At 70.8% G+C, this 20,315-nt stretch carries 17 protein-coding genes and 1 riboswitch; of the genes, 12 read left to right on the top strand and 5 right to left on the bottom strand.

Going from position 1 to position 20,315, the window contains the following annotated elements:
- Nucleotides 1-17: 17 nt before the first annotated feature.
- From ABD785_RS06195 to ABD785_RS06165, 7 genes are all read left to right on the top strand, one after another.
- Nucleotides 18-968: a conjugal transfer protein gene (locus ABD785_RS06195; RefSeq protein ID WP_344823115.1), complete on the top strand. Its 951-nt coding sequence runs from the start codon at nt 18-20 to the stop codon at nt 966-968.
- A 13-nt stretch (nt 969-981) separates the two neighbouring features.
- Complete coding sequence (locus ABD785_RS06190) at nt 982-1,263, top strand: hypothetical protein (RefSeq protein ID WP_344823113.1); 282 nt, start codon at nt 982-984, stop codon at nt 1,261-1,263.
- Nucleotides 1,264-1,330: 67 nt separating this feature from the next.
- Nucleotides 1,331-4,927, top strand: coding sequence for a TcpE family conjugal transfer membrane protein (locus ABD785_RS06185; protein WP_344823111.1), 3,597 nt, complete (start codon nt 1,331-1,333; stop codon nt 4,925-4,927).
- Nucleotides 4,924-7,374, top strand: coding sequence for an ATP-binding protein (locus ABD785_RS06180; protein WP_344823109.1), 2,451 nt, complete (start codon nt 4,924-4,926; stop codon nt 7,372-7,374). Before ABD785_RS06185 ends, ABD785_RS06180 begins: the two co-directional genes overlap by 4 nt.
- Nucleotides 7,371-9,767 carry a type IV secretion system protein gene (locus ABD785_RS06175; RefSeq protein ID WP_344823107.1) on the top strand — a complete coding sequence of 799 codons (2,397 nt, stop codon included), beginning with the start codon at nt 7,371-7,373 and terminating at the stop codon, nt 9,765-9,767. Before ABD785_RS06180 ends, ABD785_RS06175 begins: the two co-directional genes overlap by 4 nt.
- Before the next feature lie 3 nt (nt 9,768-9,770).
- Nucleotides 9,771-10,409, top strand: a complete 639-nt coding sequence (locus tag ABD785_RS06170; protein WP_344823105.1) for a hypothetical protein — start codon at nt 9,771-9,773, stop codon at nt 10,407-10,409.
- Nucleotides 10,406-11,458, top strand: a complete 1,053-nt coding sequence (locus ABD785_RS06165; RefSeq protein ID WP_344823103.1) for a C40 family peptidase — start codon at nt 10,406-10,408, stop codon at nt 11,456-11,458. The genes ABD785_RS06170 and ABD785_RS06165 overlap by 4 nt, the downstream gene beginning before the upstream one ends.
- A gap of 24 nt (nt 11,459-11,482) precedes the next feature.
- On the opposite strand, the gene ABD785_RS06160 is transcribed toward ABD785_RS06165, so the two are convergent.
- Together ABD785_RS06160 and ABD785_RS06155 are read right to left on the bottom strand one after the other, a co-directional pair.
- Nucleotides 11,483-12,109, bottom strand: a complete 627-nt coding sequence (locus ABD785_RS06160; RefSeq protein WP_344823101.1) for a DUF1345 domain-containing protein — start codon at nt 12,107-12,109, stop codon at nt 11,483-11,485.
- On the bottom strand, nt 12,106-12,867 hold the full coding sequence (locus ABD785_RS06155; RefSeq protein WP_344823099.1) for a GNAT family N-acetyltransferase: 762 nt from the start codon (nt 12,865-12,867) through the stop codon (nt 12,106-12,108). The genes ABD785_RS06160 and ABD785_RS06155 overlap by 4 nt, the downstream gene beginning before the upstream one ends.
- 86 nt (nt 12,868-12,953) lie before the next feature.
- Between ABD785_RS06155 and ABD785_RS06150 the strand changes: the two genes are divergently transcribed.
- The 3 genes from ABD785_RS06150 to ABD785_RS06140 all read left to right on the top strand — a co-directional run bounded on the left by ABD785_RS06150 (nt 12,954) and on the right by ABD785_RS06140 (nt 14,447).
- Nucleotides 12,954-13,724 carry an SEC-C metal-binding domain-containing protein gene (locus ABD785_RS06150; RefSeq protein WP_344823097.1) on the top strand — a complete coding sequence of 257 codons (771 nt, stop codon included), beginning with the start codon at nt 12,954-12,956 and terminating at the stop codon, nt 13,722-13,724.
- Between the two features lie 22 nt (nt 13,725-13,746).
- Nucleotides 13,747-14,139 carry a (deoxy)nucleoside triphosphate pyrophosphohydrolase gene (locus tag ABD785_RS06145; RefSeq protein ID WP_344823095.1) on the top strand — a complete coding sequence of 131 codons (393 nt, stop codon included), beginning with the start codon at nt 13,747-13,749 and terminating at the stop codon, nt 14,137-14,139.
- Nucleotides 14,140-14,264: 125 nt separating this feature from the next.
- Nucleotides 14,265-14,447, top strand: coding sequence for a hypothetical protein (locus ABD785_RS06140; RefSeq protein WP_344823093.1), 183 nt, complete (start codon nt 14,265-14,267; stop codon nt 14,445-14,447).
- A 95-nt stretch (nt 14,448-14,542) separates the two neighbouring features.
- On the opposite strand, the gene ABD785_RS06135 is transcribed toward ABD785_RS06140, so the two are convergent.
- On the bottom strand, nt 14,543-15,448 hold the full coding sequence (locus ABD785_RS06135; RefSeq protein WP_344823091.1) for an NlpC/P60 family protein: 906 nt from the start codon (nt 15,446-15,448) through the stop codon (nt 14,543-14,545).
- Between the two features lie 2 nt (nt 15,449-15,450).
- Nucleotides 15,451-15,594, bottom strand: a riboswitch (cyclic di-AMP (ydaO/yuaA leader).
- A gap of 193 nt (nt 15,595-15,787) precedes the next feature.
- Here ABD785_RS06135 and typA point away from each other — a divergent pair.
- On the top strand, nt 15,788-17,638 hold the full coding sequence (gene typA, locus ABD785_RS06130) for a translational GTPase TypA (RefSeq protein ID WP_344823089.1): 1,851 nt from the start codon (nt 15,788-15,790) through the stop codon (nt 17,636-17,638).
- Nucleotides 17,639-17,697: 59 nt separating this feature from the next.
- Here typA and ABD785_RS06125 read toward each other — a convergent pair whose 3' ends face one another.
- Nucleotides 17,698-18,588: a hypothetical protein gene (locus tag ABD785_RS06125; RefSeq protein WP_344823087.1), complete on the bottom strand. Its 891-nt coding sequence runs from the start codon at nt 18,586-18,588 to the stop codon at nt 17,698-17,700.
- Nucleotides 18,589-19,040: 452 nt separating this feature from the next.
- Between ABD785_RS06125 and ABD785_RS06120 the strand changes: the two genes are divergently transcribed.
- Entirely contained in the window at nt 19,041-20,015 is a 975-nt protein-coding gene (locus ABD785_RS06120; protein WP_344823085.1) for a helix-turn-helix domain-containing protein, read from the top strand.
- Here the strand turns inward: ABD785_RS06120 and ABD785_RS06115 are convergent.
- Complete coding sequence (locus ABD785_RS06115; protein ID WP_344823084.1) at nt 19,960-20,208, bottom strand: DUF397 domain-containing protein; 249 nt, start codon at nt 20,206-20,208, stop codon at nt 19,960-19,962. The genes ABD785_RS06120 and ABD785_RS06115 overlap by 56 nt on opposite strands.
- Nucleotides 20,209-20,315 lie beyond the last annotated feature (107 nt).

The following is a 20,315-nucleotide window of genomic DNA, read 5'->3' as shown; positions in this document are numbered from 1 at the left end:
CATAAGGCGGAGGCGCGATGGCTCGCAGGTCGGCTGTGGATGACGGCCCAACTGCGCTCGAAGAGTCCTGGGACGTCCCCAAGCCGCAGTCCCGTAAGAAGGGCTGGGGCGGCGGGGGCGGACGCTGGTGGATCTGGGTGGGACGGATCCTGCTGTGGACGTTCGTGCTCGTCGTCATCGTCAACGGCATCCGGGCCCCGTTCGAGCGGTTCACCGCCAAGGACGGCGCCACGACGACGGTCTCCAGCACGCCCACCGGTGACCAGTTCCCCGTGAGCGCGGCGTCGACCTTCGCGCTCCAGTTCACCCAGATCTACCTCCACTACGACCAGGGCTCCGCGCAGACCCGCGCCGAGCAGCTGAGCCGCTTCCTGCCCGCCGACGCCGACGACCAGTTCGGCTGGAACGGCCTGGGCCAGCTCTCCGCCGGCTCGATCGAGGTCTCGACGGTCGACGTCAAGGATCCCAACAACGCCCTCGTCAACATCGTCGCCCAGCTCGGGACCCGGTGGGTCCAGCTGGCCGTGCCCGTCTACACCAAGGACGGCTCTTACGTGATCTCGGGTCCGCCCGCGCTGCTGGAGGTCCCGCCGACCGCGCAGGTCCCGAACAGGCCGGGCATCGAGCACGACACCGCGCTCGAGACCTACCTGAAGGACAACCTGCTGACCGGCTTCTTCACGGCCTACGCCAAGAGCGACGGTGTCATCCTGAAGCGGTACACCGGCGACAACCCCTCGATCCAGGGGCTCGGCTCGGCGGTCAACTTCGGTTCACTCGGTGACGTCAACGCGCCCAAGGGCGCGTCGGAGGAGCGCGTCGTCACCGCTACCGTTCAATGGATCGTCCCCCCGACCCAGCCAAGAGGCTCGGAGAGCATGGTCACGCAGGCCTACGAGCTCACCGTGGTGAAAAAGGGCGACACGTGGAACGTCACCTCGATCCGCGGCGTCCAGGCCGGGTCCTAGAAAGTAGGTATTTGTGATCCTCCATCACCTGTCGGACGTCCTCGTCCTGGCGGCTCCCGAGAACAACGAGCTCAAGACGGACGACCTGGCGACGTGGCTGCGCAACCTGTTCGGTCCGCTGTTCCTCGTCATCGTGTCGATCGTCGCGCTGTTCTTCCTGTTCACCAGGGAGATCACCCGGTTCGCCCAGTTCATCCTGCTGGCCATCGGCATCGGGATCATCTTCTACGTGCCGAACATCATCGAAGTCACGGCGAAGGCCATCGCGGCCGCCCTGGGCGTTGAACTCAACTGAGCAGGCCTGCCGGCGGGACGGAGCCCCGCCGGTTCGCGGCCCGGGCTGACGGCTAGGGGGAGTGGCGATGGATCTGCCCACGTACACCAATGTCTGGCGTATCGAGAAGAGGTTGTACAAGCTGTACGACCTGCGGCTTCCCATGCCCTTGCCGCTGGTGACGATCGGCGTGTACGCGGGTTCCTTCGTCCCCTGGATCGTGTTCCTCCAGTTCATCGGCGTCCCGTTCGCGGTGCCGTGGCACGTCCTCTACCTGGTGCCGCCGGGGCTCGTCGCGTGGCTGGCGACGCGTCCGGTCATCGAGGGCAAGCGCCTCAACGAGCTGCTCCAGTCGCAGGCCCGCTATCTGGCCGAGCCACGCACCTGGTGCCGGCTGACCCCGATCCGCGAGCCGCGTGAGGTCATAGTCGTGGCCCGCGTCTGGCGCAGCGCCGGTCAGATCGCGCCGTCCCTCCTCGAGGTCCACACCCCGGTCTCGCCGTCGATCCCCGCCCCGCGCCCGGCCACGGCCGCCGCCCCGCAGCCGCTCTCCGAATACGCGGCCGAGTACGCCGCCGCCCACCACACCGCCGTCGCCCGCACCCGCGCCGCGCTGACGGCCCAGCACGTCCCCCTCCCGCAGCGCTCCCCGGAGACCCCGGTCGTCTTCTCCGGCCCCGCCCCCGAGGAACCCGCCCCCCTCCCCGTCACCCCGACCCTCGAGGCCACCGACTGGACCCCCGTCCGCCCCAAGCGCGCCCTCATCTCCGGCGTCCGCCGCCCGGGCGAACAGGTCGAGTTCCACCCGCCCGCCCCGGACGCCCCCCAGCGGCCTTCCCACGGCACCGCCCGCCCGGCCCCCGCCCAGGGCCCGCGCGCAGAAGGACCGAGCCCGCAGCGCGGCCGCAGCGGCCCGCCCTCGGCGCCCTCCCAGAACGTCCGTGCCGAGGGACCTCCGCAGTCCGCGGCGCCGGGCCCGGACCAGCAGCGCGCCCGTGGGGGCGCTCCGTCCGTGCCCTCCGAGAACGTGCGCTCCGAGGGCCCTCCGCAGTCCGCGGACCAGCAGCGTGCCCGTGGCGGCGCTCCCTCCGTGCCTTCCCGGAACGTGCGCTCCGAGGGCGCCCCGCAGTCCGCGGAGGGCCGGCAGCGCGCCCGTGGCGGTGCTCCGTCCTTGCCCGCCCAGAACGTGCAGGCCGAAGGGGCGCAGCGGCCCGCCGCTCCGGACGCGGGCCGGGGCGGCGCGCGGCCCGCGCCCTCCCAGGGCGGGCGAGCCGAGGGTACGCGGCAGCCCGAGGCGCCGGATGCGGGTCAGCAGGAGGGCGCTCCGTCCGTGTCGTCGAGGGGGGTACGCCCGGAAGGCGCGCCCGGTTCAGCGGGGCCGCAGGTGCCCCGGTCGCGGCGGGAGGCGCTGGTCCGGGAGATCGAGGACGCCGGGGTTCCGGCGGAGCGGCCCGCGGTGGCTCCGCCGTTGCCGACGATTCCCGACATTCCCCAGGTGCCCGGGTCGTTCGGGTCCGCGCGGACGCGGCGGCCCGCGGGGGAGGAGACGGGCCCGGAGAGCGGTGCGGGCGAGCGTCCCGGCGCCGGCGGGCGCGGGGCCTGGCCGGTCAGGGCCCAGGACACGCCGCCCGACATGCCCCGGCCCGTGGTGCCGGGCGAGAAGGACGTCCCCGATGACGAGCCGCGTCCCGAGCCGCGTCCCGAGCCGCGTCCCGAGGCCGCCGGTGGTGCGGGCGAGCAGGAGACCGGAGCGACGACGGAACCCCTGGACGCCGTGAACGACCTGCCGGACGTGCAGGTCTGGCCGCCCCTCCCGCAGCGTGCGGCGGACGGGCGGAGCGGGATCGCGCCGCCCACGACCGTCCCCGACATCCCGGTCCAGCGGCGGGGCCCGATCGACCCGACGCATTCGCGCACCTTCAGCCTGCCCGACATGGACGCCCTCAAGGAGCAGGCGGAGCGGGAGCCCGCCGCCCACGCCGGACCGGCTCCGGAGGAGCGGCCCCTCGCGGCCGAGGAGATCGCCGAGCCGCGGGCCGCCTCCGGCACGGACGCCCCCGAGGACGCGCGCCCTACCCGCACCGACGTCCCGCTCGCCGACCTCACCGGCCAGGACGCCCCGCCGCCCACCCGCGTCGACCTCCCGATCGAAGCGCTCACCCAGAAGCCCGCCACCGACCGCCCCGAGCCCGCCGAGGCGACCGGCCGGCCCCCCGCCCCCGAAGACCGTCCCGACCCGCTTCCCGAGCCTCCGGCCGCGCCGGAGGAACCCCCCGCCGGCGAGAGCCTCCCGCAGGACCGGCCCTGGTACGCCGAGACCGTCGCGCCCCCCGAAGACCTCCCCGAAGACACCCCCTCGGACGATCCGCAGCCGGCGGAGATCGCCGCGACGGAGGCCCCGGCCGACCGGCCGGACGAGGCCGGGACAGATGAGGAGGACGGGCGGAAGGTGCTTGGGGTCGAGGTCGAGGAGGAGCGGGCGCCCGGAGGCCCGAGCGTCGGGTGGCCCGTGGGCACCGACCGGGGCGCGGGCCAGGTGCCCGCCCGGCCGGGAAGCTTCGGAGAGCGTCCGCGCGGGACCGGCGAGAACCGCGGGCGCGCCGTGTGGCCGGGCGCGCCGGAGCGGGAGCGGCTGCCCGAGCGCGTGCGCGGCGAGGCCGTCAAGCCGGAGCCGCCGCAGATCGTCCCCGAGCGGCGCGAGCAGCTTCCGCCCCCGCCGCGCGAGGTCCGCAGCGGCCCCGCTTCGCCGGTGCGCCCGAGGCCCACGCCCACCGTGATCCCCGCGGCGCCGGTCGAGCGCGTTCAGGCGATCACCCCGCCGGACCAGCAGCTGGAGGAGCCCGGCGGCATCCGCAGGCTCCTCAGCCGCGGCAACCCCGTCGACCAGGACTACGTGGAGCGGCTCCAGCGGCCCTTCCAGGGCACCCGGCACATCGTCGTGCTCGGCTGCACCGGCGGCGCGGGCCAGACCGTCACCGCGCTGATGCTCGGGCACACCTTCGCGCAGTACTGCGGGGAGCCGATCGTCGCGCTCGACGTCAACCCGGGCCCCGGCGCCCTCGCCCGCCGCACCAAGATCGACAGCCATGAGACCCTGACGTCCCTCATCGCCCACGCCGACCAGATCGGCAGCCTGGGCGCGATCCGCCGCTACACCAGCCGCGCCAAGTCGGGCCTCGACGTCGTCGCCGCGGGCAAGAACCCCCTCCAGGCCCTCGACGACCGCGACTACGCCCAGGCCATCCGCACCCTCGACCGCTTCTACAGCGTCACGATGCTCGACGCGGCGGCCGCGGTCGTCAGCCGGGTCCTGCCGCACGCCGACCAGCTCGTGCTCGTCGCACCGGCCAGCGCCGACGCCCCCCGCGCCGTCGCGATGACCTACGAGTGGCTCGACGGCCACGGCTACACCGACCTGCGCCAGCGCGCCGTGACGGTCATCAACGGCGTGAGCCGCCGCAGCATGGCCGACGTCGAGCAGGCCGAGCAGGTCGCCAGGGGCCAGTGCCGGGCCCTCGTGCGCATTCCGTGGGACGATCACCTCAGCATGGATCGTTCACCGCGCAACGAGCTCAAATCACTCCGCCAGCCGACGAGGCGCGCCTACCTCGCGCTCACCGCGGTCGTGGCGGGCGGCTTCACCACTCTCCCCGAGCGCTACCAGGAACAGGAGCGGGCCCAGTGAGCCGTACCAAGACATCTCGCTTGGCCGTCCGGTACTTCGACGATCGCATCCTGCTGTCCGACCACTCGGCCTGGGCGTACTTCCGGCTGCCGACCGTCAGCTACGAGTTCACGACCAACGAGGAGCGCGAGGCGCTCGCCACCAACATCACGATCGCGCTCGCGGCGATCCGCATGCAGGACGCCGAGGTGCACCTGCGCATCGCCCACCGCACCTACCCGGCGGCGGAGTGGGCGCTCAAGCTCGACCGGACCAGCGACAACGGTCGCGGCTGGCGCGGCTACCTCGAGGAGATGTACGCGCACGTCTGGTCGAAGGACTTCTGGTCCAAGGAGGTCTACCTCGGGGTCCGGCTCGGCAAGCGGGGCGTCCAGCTCCAGGGGTCGCTCGGCACGCTGCTCGGCTTCTACCGCAAGTCCGAGACGGCCCTCGGCCTCGAGGACGACGCGATCAAGGAGGGCGAGGTCAAGCGCTGGACCGAGCAGGCCGAACGGCTCGGCCGCGCTCTGTCCGGCGGCGCGCTGCGCGCCCGCCACGCCACGTCCGTCGAGGTCGCCTGGCTGTTCCAGCACGCCGTGACGGGCGCGCTCGCCGACCCGCCGCCGAGCGCGGTCGCCAAGCGCCGCTGGGGCGCGGGCGAGATCGAGGCGCTCATCGAGGGCGCCATCCACAACGGCCGTTCGCTGCTGCGGATGGAGCAGCCGGGCGGCGACTCCTTCACCGCCTACCTGTCGTTCGCGCGCTTCCCCGACCTCATGCCGTTCCCCGACGGCGAGCCCTGGCTGCACTACGCCGACTCGCTGCCGTTCCCGGTCGAGATCTCCAGCCGGATGCGGCTGATCCCGCCGGCGATGGCGTCCAAGGACGTGTCCCGCAAGCTCGCGCACGCCCGCGACATGGACGCCCACATCCGCGAGGCCGGAGCCGAGGCGCCCATCGCGCTCGCCGAGCAGATCGACGCCGCCCGGATGCTGGAGCACGGCATCACCAAGGAGCGCCTGCCGTTCGTGTACGGCTGGCACCGGCTGATCGTGACGGCCCACACCGACGAGCTGCTGCTCCAGCGCGTCGACGCCGTCGTCGAGCACTACCGCGACATCGGCATCGACGTCGTCAACTCCACGGGCGACCAGTTCTCGCTGTTCAGCGAGTCCCTGCCCGGCGACCGGCTGCGGCTCAACGCCTACGCCCAGCGCCAGCCGCTGCGCACGATCGCGGGCGGGATGCCGGTCGCGACCGTCGACCTGGGCGACCGGGTCGACGACAACGGCGGCGGCTGGACCGGCCCCTACGTCGGGGAGACGCTCGGCCGGGCGCGGAGCATCGTCCACTTCGACCCGCTGGTCGCCGCGGCCCGCAACCGCCCGACGGCCGTGGCCATCACCGGCGAGCCCGGCGGCGGCAAGACCACCCTGGCGCTGCTGCTGCTCTACCAGATGGCGCTGCGCGGCGTCACGGTCGCCGCGATCGATCCGAAGGGCGACGCCGAGGCGCTCGTGGAGCTGCTGAAGGCCCGCGGGCGCAAGGCCAGGACCCTGCCCCTCGGCACGGCGGCCCCCGGGCTGCTCGACCCGTTCAGCTTCGGCGACGACCTGGCCGCCAAGAAGACGATGGCCACCGAGACGCTCCGCCTGCTGCTGCCGCGCATGTCCGAGGAGCGGGAGTCGGCGATGATCCAGGCGGTCGGCGCGGTCGCGAACGGCGAGCGCCCGTCCCTCGGCAGGGTCGTCGACTACCTGGAGGCCGCGGAGGACCCGGCGTCCAAGAACCTCGGCGCGGTGCTCCGCTCGATGTCGGAGATGCGCCTGGCGTCCCTGTGCTTCGACCCCTCCGGCGGCGACCGGATCGACACCGAGGGCTGGACGACCGTCTTCACGCTCGGCGGCCTGACCCTCCCGGATGTCACCATCGGGCGAGAGGACTACTCCTACGAGCAACGGCTCTCCGTCGCCCTGATGTACCTGGTCTCGCAGTTCGCGCGCCGTCTCATGCACGGGCTCGACCGGCGCCTGCCCAAGGCCATCTTCCTGGACGAGGCCTGGGCCATCACATCGACACCCGAGGGCGCCAAGCTGGTGCCGGAAGTGTCGCGGATGGGGCGTTCTCGCAACACTGCGTTGATCTTGGTTTCGCAGAACGCCGGAGACCTGTTGAATGAGCAGGTGACGAACTGTCTTTCGTCGGTCTTCTCGTTCCGCTCGTCCGAGCGGGTCGAGGTGGGCCACGTGATGGCACTGCTCGGCGTGGAGACCTCCGAGGAGCACATGGCGGTGCTCCGCAACCTTGGCAACGGCGAGTGCATCTTCCGGGACCTGGACGGCCGCGCGGGGCGGATCGGCGTCGATCTGATCTCCGAGGAACTACAGCGCTGGCTCGACACGAACCCGACCCGGCAGCGGCCGGTCCTGTCCAAGACGGGGGCTGAGTCAGAGGAGAGTTCTGGATGAGGCCCATCTTCGGGCGGAAGCGCGTGTTCGCCCGGACGCGCGGCACGGGCCGGGTCCGCCGCCGGTCGGTCGTCCTGCTGCTCGTGATGGCGGCGTTCATGATGACGCCGCTCGCCCCGGCCAGCGCGGGTCCGTTCGGTCCCGACGCCTGCGCCCCCGCCGACTCGCCCGCGCCCGAGGGGTACGGCTCGGGCAGCGACGGCCTGATCAAGCCGCCGGACTACCCGACCGAGCAGCAGAAGAAGACGGCCGGCAACCAGCTCACCTACTACGACCGCTACGGCACGGCGGGCCAGACCTGGTACGCCGTCGACATGGGCTGCGGCGACGCGATGTCCATGATGGGCAACTCGGTCGCCAACACCGTCTTCACCCTGGTGCGCGCCATCGACCGGACCACGATCGCGGTCTACCAGGCGGCGGCGTCGGAGTCGCTGCTCGGCTGGCTCAAGGACACCGTCGACGACGTCATCCGGAGCATGGGCAAGACCTTCAACGCCCGCTACTGGACCCCGGTCGTCATCCTCGGCGCGATCACCCTCGCCTGGTGGGGCCTGGTCCGGCGCCGGACCTCGAAGGTCGCCGAGGGGACGATCTGGATGGTGGCGGCGATGGTCGGCCTGATCTGGCTGATCTCGCGTCCGGGCGACTTCACCACGCTCGGCACGACCGTCTCCAGCGCCACCAGCACCGCGTTCAACGCCGCGCTGCCGCAGAGCTCGGCCGGGACGACCTGCGTGCCGACCCCCGAGGGCCAGCCGACGGTCGACATGTCCAAACTCGACCCGACCACCCGCAACGCCAACGGCCTGTGGGTCGCCCTGGTCTGCAAGCCGTGGCTGATGGGCGAGTTCGGCACGACCGACCCCGAGGCCCAGGTCGTCAAGGACAACGCCGACAAGCTCCTGTACGCCCAGGCGGTCGACCTGCCGGAGACCTTCGGGACGACCAAGATCGACCTGGGTGCCAAGTCGGACGCCTACAAGGCCGTCGCCAAGGACATCAAGGACAACTATCCGGGCGTCTACCCCGTCTTCCAGGGCAAACAGTGGACGTCGCGGCTGGCCGTGGCGTTCGGCGGGCTGTTCGCCGCGCTCGTCGCGGGCCTGCTCATCCTGATCATCTCCGTGACGCTCATCATCGTGAAGATCTCGTTCCTGCTGCTCCTGGTGGCGGGCCCGATCTTCCTGGGCATCGGCATCCATCCGGGCATCGGCCGGGTGATCGCGATCAGATGGCTGGAACTGCTGCTGTCGATGCTGCTGAAACAGGCGGCGCTCATAGGCGTGCTGTCGATGCTGCTCTGGGCGTACGGGCTGATCCTCGGCGAGGGCCTGCCCTGGGGGCTCCAGATCATGCTGATCGCGCTGGTGACGGGGGCGGCGTTCGTCTACCGCAAGCCGTTCCAGCACCTGTTCGCGGCGGTCGGGTACTCGGCTGTCAACCGGGAGAAGTCCGGGGCGGAGCTGGAGAAGTCGATCGCGACCGTCCGGAAGAACTCGCTGACCGTCGCGCAGACGCCCGGCACCGCGCTCTCGCGGCTCGTCCGCAGGGAGGGCGCGCCCGCGCTCGCCGGGATCGGCGGCGACGACCAGGCGCAGACCGGATCGGCGGCCGGCGCCTCGCTCAACCCCAAGGGCGGCCGCAGCACCGAGGCCGGATCGGGCCGTGAGGGCACCGCACCGCCGCTCAACCTGCCCACCCGCAGGGGCGGCCCGGCCTCGGCCGGCACCGCGAGCGGCAAGTCGCTGGGCGCCGCGGCGCACTCGCCGCGCAACGTCGCGGGCGGAGCGGGCCGCACCACCGGGGCCCCGTCCCTGAGCGGCCGCGGCGCCGTGACGGGCGGAGGCGGCGGCACGTCCGCGCCGGGCCTGGGCGGCAGAAGCGGATCGTCTTCGGGCGGCGGGCGCGCGGCCTCCGGAGGAACCCCGTCCGCCCCGAAGACGCCTTCGGGAGGCGGGGGAGTGCCCGCGGGAGGCGGCGGCCGCGGCAGGTCCGGCGGCTCCGGCGGCAAGGACTCCTCCCCTCCGGGCCTCGGCGAACGCACCCGCGGCGCCTCGGGAGGTTCCGGCTCGGGAGGTTCCGGCTCGGGCGGATCGGGTTCGGGCGGTTCCGGTGGCGGGCGCGGCTCGTCCGGCGGTTCCAAGAGCGCTCCGGCCGGGGCGAAGGACACCTCGGGCGGCTCGAAGGGCCAGTCCGGCGGTTCGTCCGGGCGCAGGCCGCTGAGCTGGGGCGACGGCGAGAGCAGCAAGCCCGCGGGCGGCAGCGTGCCGAAGCCGCGGCCCGCTCCGCCCTCCCGCGACCAGGCGCCCCCGCTGTGGGCCAAGCGCGTGTCCGACACCGAACCACCCGCTCCGTTCTGGGCGAAGCCGGTGGACGACTCGGACGGCTAGCCCATGGACCTGACCAACGACCGCCAGCGCAAACTGCTGTTCGCGGGCATCGCTGCGGCACTCGTGGTGCTGGGGCTGTGGCTGGTCTGGCCGCGCCCCGACACCACCCCGCGGCCGAAGGACGCGCTGCCGTCCCTCCCGGCGGCGGCGACGGGTCCGGCCTCCCCGATCCCGGGGATCACCGCCTCCGTCGCCCCGGACAGCTTCGACATCTACCGGCTGCTGCCCTTCAACAAGAAGGAGTTCGCGACGGCCGCGAGCGTCGCCCAGCAGTTCACCGCCGTCTACGGCACCTACCGCTACGACGAGGCCCCCGACACCTACCTCGGCCGGTTCGCCCCCTACGCAGGCGAGCAGGTGCTGCGCGACCTCAGGGCGGGGCTCCCCTCGCCGGCCATGATCGAGGACCGCAACGCCAAGAAGACCGTCGCGGTGGGGAGCGCCTCGCTGAGCCGGGTCCGCGAGTTCGGTGACACCTCGATCACCTTCGAGGTCGAGGGGCGCCAGCAGATCACCGAGAACGGCGTCGCGGCGCAGGACACCAATCCGCTCGCGGTGACCGTCCAGTTCAACGGCGGCTCGTGGAAGGTGTACTCCTTCGCCCCCGCCGACAAGGGCGACTTCGGGCAGGGCCAGCCGTGAGGCGGCGCCTGATCGCGATCGCCGCGGTCAGCACCTTCGCCTGCGTGTTCTTCCTGCTGCTGGTCGTGCCGACCTTCTTCGGGGCGTCGCAGTTCATGTTCGGCGGGGGAGGCGGCGCCACCAACGGCGGCTGCGCCGATCCCGCCCAGGCCGGGGCGCAGCCCGCCGAGGCCGCCGACGCCCGCTCGATCCCCGAGAACTACCTGGCGCTGTACAAGAAGGCGGGCGAGTCCTCCGGCATCCCGTGGAACGTCCTGGCGGGCATCGGCAAGGTCGAGACGTCGCACGGCACCAGCAAGCTGCCCGGGGTGAGCTCCGGCGAGAACTACGCGGGCGCCGGAGGGCCCATGCAGTTCCTGAAGGCCACCTGGGACGCCTTCGCGGTCGACGGCGACAAGGACGGCGACAAGGACCGCTACGACCCCGTCGACGCCATCCCGACGGCCGCCGCCTACCTCAAGCACAACCACGCGCCCGAGAAGATGCGCGGTGCGATCTTCCGCTACAACCACAGCTGGGACTACGTCGACCTGGTGCTGAGCTGGGCGGCCAAGTACGCCTCCGGCGACTTCAAGATCGCCAACGCCGCGGCGCCGCCCTGCACGGACACCGACGGCCTCCCGGCCTACGCCGACGACGTCGTCACCCGCATCATCGCCTTCGCGATGGCCCAGCGCGGCAAGCCCTACGTCTGGGGCGCGACCGGCCCCGACTCCTTCGACTGCTCGGGACTGATGCAGGCCGCCTACCGCGCGGCCGGGCTGACGATCCCGCGGGTCACCTTCGACCAGTGGCCGTTCGGGATCAAGATCCCCAAGGGCCAGGAGCAGCCGGGCGACCTGGTCTTCTTCGACTCGGGCCCGAACACCAGGCCGGGCCACCCCGGGCACGTCGGCATGGTCATCGGCAAGAACAAGATGATCGTCGCCCGGTGCGCGCTGTGCCGTCCCGCGATCGGCGTGTTCCCCTACATGACGCCCAAGATGATCGGTTTCACCAGGCCGATGATGAATCCGGCGGTCATCAACCAGCTCAAGACCCTGGCCTGAGCGCCCCCGCCGGGCACCAGGACGTCAGCCGTCCTTGATCACCCCGATCGCGATCGCGATGACCAGGGCGTTGAAGAAGAACGACAGGACGCTGTGGACCATCACGTGCCAGCGCATCCGCCGGGTCGTCACCGCGACGTCCGACGAGGCGAACGTCGCGCCGATCGTGTAGGAGAAGTACATGTAGTCGACCCGGTCGGGCTCCTCGCCGCCGGGGAAGGCCAGCCCGCCGTGGGCGGGGTCGAAGCCGGAGTACATCCGCCCGTAGCCGGCGTGCAGCAGCATCCACGAGCAGAACATGGCCACGGCGCCGCACAGCTGCACGTACTCGTCGTCCTTGTACAGGACGGAGATGACGGCCGCCAGCGCCCCGACCAGGCTCGCGACGGCCGAGAAGCAGAAGTTGAACCGCCTGCCGGGAAAGCCGCGCGGCGGCCGGAGGAGATGGCCGGGCGAGGCCGCCAGCCGTGAGCGCCGCAGCGCCGCGAACCCGACCGCCAGATAGAGCAGGGCCAGCAGGTCCCAGAAGAACAGCACGTCGAGGCTCTGCTCCTCGTCGGCGACCACGAAGAAGAGCCCGAGCCCCACCAGCAGAACCTCGGCCAGCCGCGAGGCCGCATAGGCGACCCACCGAGTCGCTCCGCCGCTCACGAGGTCACCCTCCGCCAGGTCAACGCGGGGAACGGCGGCGGCGTGAACCCGAACGACCGGTAGAGCCCTTCGCCCTCGGTGGTGGCGTTCAGATCGATCCGGGCGGCCCCCTCGGCCCGGAACCAGACCATCAGCGCCTCGACGATCCGCCGGGCGTGTCCCCGACGTCGTTCGCGTGGGTCGGTCGCCATCCCGAGCAGGGTGCCGTTGATCCCGGCCGGGTTCGAAGGCGAGGGCAGGCCCTCGGTGATCGTCCCGATTCCGGCGGCGGCCAGGCCCTGGGCGCCGTCCAGGACGAACGCCACGAAGCCTTCCGTGCCGATCCGCCGCTCCAGCACCGCCGCGTAGGCGCTCTCCCAGCCCGAGGTGATGGGGCCGCCGTTCATGGCCGTGAGCAGGACGCGCCGCAGCCGCACCAGCTCCGGCACGTCGCCCGGCACCGCGACGCGCGGCAGCCCCAGGTCGGCCCGCAGCCTCCGGACCGCCGCCCGCACCGCGAGCTCGCAGCCCCGCCGGGAGGAGTCCACCTCGTGGAACCGCCCGCCGACCAGCACGGCCCGCGCCGCGATCCCGGCCATCTCCGCCCGGAACCGCAGCCCGGCGAACTCCGCGTAGGCGGCGGGGACCTCCGCTTCGGACGCCCTGTTGACGAAGGCGAACTCCGCGGCGGGCTCGAAATCGGCCGTGATGTCGCCGAACGGTCCGCAGCCCGTCTGCCGGTGCAGTCCCCGCACTCCCCGTACAGCTCTCGCGATCATGGGGAGAGCCTGGCAGAAAAGGCGGCCGGGGGGCTCGAGGTCCGTCCGCGCTCACCCGCATCGGCCGCGCCGCAGTATGGTTGAACGTGCTGTCTGACGATCTGTTCAACCCGCTCGACCTCGACGACGCCCTTGAGCAGGAGTTCGAGCGCGGCGGCCCGCCGGCCGCGATCGCGCTGCTCCAGGAGGCCCTCGACGATCCGCGCTCCCTCGGCGACGAGGCCGTGCCCGAGTACCTCGACGAGCTGATCGACCAGCTCGCCAAGCTCGAACGCTATCCCGAGGCCATCGAGGCGACCTACCGCCTGATCGACATCGACGAGTCGGCGCGCGAGGAGGAACTCGGCGCCATCGCCCACCTGCACGCCCTCAACGGCGACGCGCTCCAGGCCCGCGACCTCCTGGTCCAGCTCAGGGGCCAGAGCGACCCGCTCCAGGGGCTGATGAACACCCTCGTCATGGCGAACGAGCTGAAGGACGAGAAGCTGGCCGTCCAGTGGCTGCGCGACGATCTCCTGCGCGGGCTGGCCGAGGCCTGGGACCCCGACCTCATCCGCATCCACAACGGGCACCTGCGCCGGCTCGGCGGGCTCGACGAGGAGCTGGAGCTGGCCGTGGAGACCTACCTGGGACCGTCCCGGCCGGTCGTGGAGCACGGACGGCTCCCGCAGGGCCCCCGCTACGTCTATCCGGGTACGGACCGGCTGGAGATCGAGCGGGCGATGCGCGGCGACCAGTCGGCGCGGATCGTCTCGCCGGAGGGCCACCACGTCCCCTGGCCGCCCGAGCGCAACGGCACCTGCTGGTGCGGGTCGGGTACCAAGTACAAGAAGTGTTGCGGACGGCCCGGGGTGTAGGGCCCGAGGAGAAGGGGGCGGCATGGTCATAGTGGTGGGCGCGGCGATCATCGACGGCGGGCGGCTGCTCGCCGCCCAGCGGGCACTGCCCGCTTCGCTGGCCGGGGGCTGGGAGCTGCCGGGCGGCAAGGTCGACCCGGGCGAGTCCGACGAGGCCGCGCTCGTGCGCGAGTGCCGTGAGGAGCTCGACGTGACGGTCAAGCTCCTCGACCGGATCGGCGGCGACTGGCCGCTGTCGGAGAACAGCGTGCTGCGCGTGTGGACGGCCCGGCTGGTCGAGGGCGCGCCACGCGCACTGGAACACTCCGAGCTCCGCTGGCTCGATGACGGCGCGTTGCTGGACGTCGCCTGGCTTCCGGGCGATCTGCCCGTGGTCGAAGCCGTTCGCCCTTATCTGTCTCGTTACTCTCAGTAGTTGAAACGGGACGGTCCGCATTGGTTACGGCATGTGCCGAAATCGTTACCGCGTCACGCTTAGATATCGGCCGCGTTGGGTGCACTCTGATCACCAAGCGTTACGTGATCAAGGAGGTGTCTCTCATGAACGAGCAGACTCTGGTGCCACTGCGTGCAGCGGTGATCTTCCTGACGGCCTTCATGGCCGCCGTCACCGTGGCCGCTCTCACCTACCTCAGCCAGCGCGATCTCGCCGCGGCACTGCTCGCGGCCGGTGGTGCGTTCGGCACCGTTCTCCCGGCAGCCAACACCTACATCGGGCGCTGATCATCGACCCGAACCGCTGACACAGGGTGACCATCGCCCTAAGCGGTGAACCGCAACGGCCCCCTCCGGAGACCTTCCGGAGGGGGCCGTGTCGCTTACAGGCGCACGGCGCCGCTGTAGTCGTCGCGCTCGGAGAGCTTGGTGATTTTCACCACGTCGCCGGAGCTCGGCGCGTGGACGAACTTCCCGTCGCCGATGTACAGGCCCATGTGGTGGTGGTCGGGATGGAAGAAGACCAGGTCGCCCGGCTGGAGGTCGGCGGCGCCGACCTTCTTCCCGGCGTCCCAGAGGGCTCCCGTGTAGTGGTCGAGGCCCGGCTTGCCCGCCTTGGCGTAGGACCAGACGGCGAGGCCGGAGCAGTCGAAGGAGGAGGGTCCCGCGGCGCCCCACACGTAGGGCTTGCCGAGCTGGCGGAGGGCCTCGCGGGTGGCCTTGGCGGCGACGCCGTCGCCGAAGATCGTCACTCCGCCGACCGTGTAGAACCGCTTGAGCCGGGTCTTCACCGTCGTGATCTTCGTGCTGACGGTCGCGGCCTCGGTCCTCACCGTGGTGACGGCCGTCGCGGCGTCAGCGGCCCTGCGGGTCGCGGCGGCGGCCTCGGTCTCGGCCGTCGCGGTCTGGGCCCTGACGTCGTCGAGCTCGCCGGAGAGCTCGTCGGCCCGCTCGGTGTCGGAGTTCCCGCCGAACCAGCCGGAGATCTTGTCCAGGGTCGAGATCCGGTCCTTGGCCGCCTTGACCTGCGGTTCCAGGGCGCTGACCTGGCTGCGGAGGCCGGTGAGGCCGATCGTGCTGAGGGAGGCGTCCTGCTGGGCGGAGGCGGCGTCCGCCTCGTTCTTCTTCAGGAGTTCGGCCAGGCTTTCCGCCTGCGCCGTCAGATCGTCGAGCTGCTTCTGCAGGCTCTCGGAGGTGGGGGCCGCGGCGGCATGGGCCGCGGGATTCATGGCCGTCAGGCTGAGGCCGGCCGCCACGGAGGCGGCCAGCATGAAACGGGCACCCTTCACGGGTTTCCTCTCATCGACGCCTACCGGGTTAGCTGACGGGTTCGGGCCGAAGAGTCGCCCTACCGCCGGCGGACCAGCGGATTCACCCCGGGGGGAAGTGGTTCCCCGGCTCCCCGCACCGTGCGGGGACTCGGCGATCCCGGTCACGCAGCGACCGGAACGGGACGAAACGTATGCAACTGGTCAAGAGATGCCAAACTGAGCCTGTGGTCAGTGGCCATGCCCCCGACCGACTAGAATCGGGTGTACACACGCTCTTTTCACGCCGCCAAGGTCCGTATCCGTATCGGAGATCACGAGGCGCGGCGGAATCCGACACGAAACGGAAGCCGGACTTTCATGCCCATCGCCACCCGTGATGACCTGCGCAATGTCGCGATCGTCGCCCACGTCGACCACGGAAAGACGACCCTCGTCGACGCCATGCTCTGGCAGTCGGGCGCCTTCCGAGACAACCAGTCGGTCGACGACCGCGTCATGGACTCCAACGACCTCGAGCGCGAGAAGGGCATCACCATTCTCGCGAAGAACACCGCGGTCCGTCACAACGGAATGCTCCTCAACATCATCGACACGCCCGGCCACGCCGACTTCGGCGGTGAGGTCGAGCGCGGCCTGTCCATGGTCGACGGCGTCGTGCTGCTGGTGGACGCCTCCGAGGGGCCGCTGCCCCAGACCCGGTTCGTGCTCCGCAAGGCCTTCGCCTCGAACCTCCCGGTCATCCTGGTGATCAACAAGGTCGACCGCCCGGACTCCCGCATCGACGAGGTCATCGACGAGGTCTACGCCCTCTTCCTCGACCTCGACGCCAACGAGGAGCAGATCGACTTCCCGATCGTCTACGCCTCCTCCCGGGCCGGCCGCGCGTCGCTGAACAAGCCCGAGAACGGCGAGATGCCGGACAGCCCGGACCTCGAGCCGCTGTTCAAGATCATCAACGAGACGATCCCGGCGCCGTCCTACGACCCGGACGCCCCGCTCCAGGCGCACGTCACCAACCTGGACGCCTCGCCGTTCCTCGGCCGTATCGCCCTGTGCCGCGTCCACAACGGGACGATCAAGAAGGGCCAGCAGGTCGTCTGGTGCAAGACCGACGGCACCCAGCAGCGCGTCAAGATCACTGAGCTGCTCATGACCGAGGCTCTCGAGCGCAAGCCCGCCGAGTCGGCCGGCCCCGGCGACATCATCGCCATCGCGGGCATCTCCGACATCATGATCGGTGAGACGCTCGCCGACCCCGAGAACCCGATCGCGCTGCCGCTGATCACCGTCGACGAGCCCGCGATCTCGATGCGGCTCGGCACCAACACGGGCCCGATGGCCGGCCGTGAGAAGGGCACCAAGGTCACGGCCCGCCTGGTCAAGGACCGCCTCGACCGCGAGCTGGTCGGCAACGTCTCGATCCGGATCCTGCCGACCGAGCGTCCCGACGCCTGGGAGGTCCAGGGCCGCGGCGAGCTCGCCCTGGCGATCCTGGTCGAGACCATGCGCCGGGAGGGCTACGAGCTGATCCTCGGCAAGCCCCAGGTCGTCACCAAGGAGGTCAACGGCAAGCTGCACGAGCCGGTCGAGCGCCTGACGATCGACGCCCCCGAGGAGTACCTCGGCGCGCTCACCCAGCTGCTGGCCGTCCGCAAGGGCCGCATGGAGCAGATGAGCAACCACGGCACCGGCTGGATCCGCATGGAGTTCCTGGTCCCGGCCCGCGGCCTGATCGGCTTCCGCACCGAGTTCCTCACCGAGACCCGCGGCACCGGCATCGCCCACCAGGTCTTCGAGAAGTACGAGCCCTGGTTCGGCGAGCTGCGCACCCGCCCGACCGGCTCCCTGGTCTCCGACCGGGTCGGCGTCGCCACCACCTACGCGATGTTCAACCTCCAGGAGCGCGGCACCCTGTTCGTCGACCCCGCCACCGAGGTGTACGAGGGCATGATCGTCGGCGAGAACTCCCGCGCCGACGACATGAACATCAACATCACCAAGGAGAAGCAGAAGACCAACATCCGCTCCTCCACGGCGGAGGAGTTCGACCGCCTCACCCCCCCGAAGAAGCTCTCGATGGAAGCCGCCCTCGAGTTCATCCGCGAAGACGAGTGCGTCGAGATCACCCCCACCGCCGTCCGCCTCCGCAAGGTCGTCCTCGACAGCAAGGAACGCGAACGCACCGCCGCCCGGGCCAAGCGCGCCTAGCACCCACGACCGAAGGCCCGGCCCCTCCCCAGGGCGCCGGGTCTTCGGCGTTCCGCCCCTCAGCCCACGGGCACGGGAAGATCGGCCCCCGCCTCGGCCTCCCGCGCCGGAACGGACCTGCGTGCGGGGGCGGGCCTCCGTCGGGGTCCGGGCCCGCAGGCCAGGCTGGACCGGTACGAGGGGGCGGCCTCCCACGCCAGGACCGACTCGAGCGCGGGCGAGAACCCGCCCGCCCGGACGCCGCGCGGGGGCGTCGCCTCATACGGCGGGACGGGTTCGCGCGGGAGCAAGAGCCCGCCCGCCCGGACCAACCTGAGCGCGGGGACGTTCTCGCGGGACGGCAGGGCCGCGCCCGGGCCGCGAGGGAAGGCCAGCCACGCGGTGGTGCGGGTCTCCTTGTTCTCGATGGCGAGCGGCGTGCAGCGGAGCCCGCCGGGGGGAGTGCTGTCGAGCAGCGGGGCGGAGATCAGGAGGCTCAGATCCGACGATGCTCCCGTGATGGCGGATCGGTAGGCGTCGGCTTCCAACAGCCGGAAGAGGAAGTTCACGGCATGCCCGCCCACCCCGTAGCGGTCGCTGTAGACGTTTCCCGCGTGGAGGGCGAGGCGCAGCCTGAGCCGCGACGGTCCGCCGAGCCCCTCGTTCTCGGCGGCCAGGACGGCGGCCAGGTGCTGCGGGAACAGCCCGAGCAGCGGACCGGGGTGGCAGCGGGAGGGGAACACGACGAGGGCGCCGTCACCGCGATCCTCCCGGTGGCAGGACCGCCAGGGCAGCGCGGCCCGCCGGAACGACTCCTGCAGAGCCGAGTACATCGAATGCCGCAACCGCCATTGCGCCCATTCGTCGCGGTGCGGGGCCCCGAAGGCGACGATGTCGACGGCCAGCAGGGCGGCGAAACGGCCGGGTATCGACGGTGCTGGCGCCCGTCGATATCGGAGTCGTATGCTCATGGACAGATCGAGTCCTTTCCGTATTCGATCGATCTGCGGGTGGGGTTCCTGTTACAGCAGGGGCCCCACCTTTTTCCATGCGGGACCATACGTCCACCGAAGCCATTATCACCCGCCGGCCGAGGCGAGCCTGGCGAGGGCTGATTGCCGATGACTGATCTGCCGCTGCGCAGATCAGCGCGTAGCTGTCCTTTACCTTTCAAGTAGACATGTGGCACAGTGCTCGCCCGCAGGATGCCTGTTGAGGCAGTGGCCTATGGGCGGCGAGCGATCTGCGAGATGGCAGATCGACACTCGACGCATGTCCCCGTAGCAGTCCGCTCAGGGATACACGGTCTTGGCACACTGCCAGTTAGCTGTTGTAATCAAGGCATCTCGGAAGGCGGCCAACAGCGAAGTTCCCGCCCGCTCACGGGTTAATTCGATCTTTACTGTCGCAGTAAGGAGACGGCATGGGGATGCCTTCCGGGCCGGGACCCACGGTCCAACGTGCGATTCTGACCTCGGAGCTGCTTCGCCTCCGGCTGGAGAACGGGTCCACGCAAAGTCAGGCGGCGAACGCGCTCGACTGGTCGCTGTCGAAGCTGATCCGCATCGAGGGTGGGGCGGTCGGCATCTCGACCACCGATTTGCGTGCCCTCGTGCGCTTCTATGGGATGTCCGAAAACGACCCCGCGGTGGCCAAGCTGACGCTGCTGGCCAGGGAAGGTCGTCAGCGCGGTTGGTGGTCGCTTTACCGAAACGAGTTGAATCAGGCCTACTACGATTTCATCGGCTATGAGGCGGGGGCTTCCATCATTCGCCACTATGGCGCCCAGATGATTCCCGGTCTGCTTCAGATCGAAGACTATGCCAAGGCGCTGAGCACTGAGTTCGCGGAGAGTTCGGCAGAACTCGAAGTGATCGTCGAGGTCAGGATGGAGCGCAGGGAGCAGATCCTGGAAAGGGCGGATCCGCCCGAGCTGTTCGCCATCCTCGACGAGGCCGCGCTTCACAGGCAGGTCGGGGGCCAGACCGACATGGCCATCATGGCGCGACAGCTGCGCCACCTTGTTGAAATGCTCGAACGCCCGAACATCACTATCGAGGTCATTCCGTTCACGATGGGTGCGCATTTCGGCATGATGGGCGATTTCACGGTTCTGGAATTCGCCGACTCCAGGCTCGGAGACATCCTCTTCCTTGAGAACGCGAGGTCAGCGGACGTCATCGCGACCGACCGTGATTCACGCATCACCGATTACAAGCTCGCTTACGCGAATCTGCGGAATCTCGTGCTTCCGGCGAGTGAGACGGCGGGCTTCATCGAACAGATCATGGGTTCGATGGGGCGGGCGCCGTCTCCGCGCTCTTCGACGGGAGGCCGCAGGGTCAGCCGTGCCGCGCGCGAATCCCCCGCAGAAGGCCGTCCCAGGCCTCAGCAGTGAGGCTGAGGGTGGTGGCGCAGTCGGGGCCCTTGCTGTCCTGGACATAGACGATGCCGCTCGCTGAGGCGAGCTCAACACAGCCTCCACTGCTGCTGGCGGAGGCCTTGCGCCATACCGCTGCCTGGGGAACACCGGCGACGAGGAGTGCCCCCTGCCTCCGCAGCGCGGACCCCGCCTTCCGCGTTACTGCCACACGTTCCTCCAACGAGCATATGCAAGCCGTGACGGCCTGTGACTACAGACAGTCACTGGGCCGTTACCCTACTAGCAATCGTGATCTCAAAGAACGAAGCATGGCAG

Source organism: Actinocorallia longicatena (genome assembly GCF_039534125.1).
GTDB classification, from domain to species: domain Bacteria; phylum Actinomycetota; class Actinomycetes; order Streptosporangiales; family Streptosporangiaceae; genus Actinocorallia; species Actinocorallia longicatena.
The sequence above is the reverse complement of the archived record's forward strand: the minus strand, read 5'-3'. Positions and strand labels throughout refer to the sequence as shown.

Coding starts and splice junctions, on each gene's coding strand:
- ABD785_RS06195 (WP_344823115.1), top strand. CDS start 18: ATGGCTCGCAGGTCGGCTGTGGATGACGGCCCAACTGCGCTCGAAGAG.
- ABD785_RS06185 (WP_344823111.1), top strand. CDS start 1,331: ATGGATCTGCCCACGTACACCAATGTCTGGCGTATCGAGAAGAGGTTG.
- ABD785_RS06175 (WP_344823107.1), top strand. CDS start 7,371: ATGAGGCCCATCTTCGGGCGGAAGCGCGTGTTCGCCCGGACGCGCGGC.
- ABD785_RS06170 (WP_344823105.1), top strand. CDS start 9,771: ATGGACCTGACCAACGACCGCCAGCGCAAACTGCTGTTCGCGGGCATC.
- ABD785_RS06155 (WP_344823099.1), bottom strand. CDS start 12,867: ATGATCGCGAGAGCTGTACGGGGAGTGCGGGGACTGCACCGGCAGACG.
- ABD785_RS06145 (WP_344823095.1), top strand. CDS start 13,747: ATGGTCATAGTGGTGGGCGCGGCGATCATCGACGGCGGGCGGCTGCTC.
- ABD785_RS06140 (WP_344823093.1), top strand. CDS start 14,265: ATGAACGAGCAGACTCTGGTGCCACTGCGTGCAGCGGTGATCTTCCTG.
- typA (WP_344823089.1), top strand. CDS start 15,788: ATGCCCATCGCCACCCGTGATGACCTGCGCAATGTCGCGATCGTCGCC.
- ABD785_RS06125 (WP_344823087.1), bottom strand. CDS start 18,588: ATGAGCATACGACTCCGATATCGACGGGCGCCAGCACCGTCGATACCC.
- ABD785_RS06120 (WP_344823085.1), top strand. CDS start 19,041: ATGGGGATGCCTTCCGGGCCGGGACCCACGGTCCAACGTGCGATTCTG.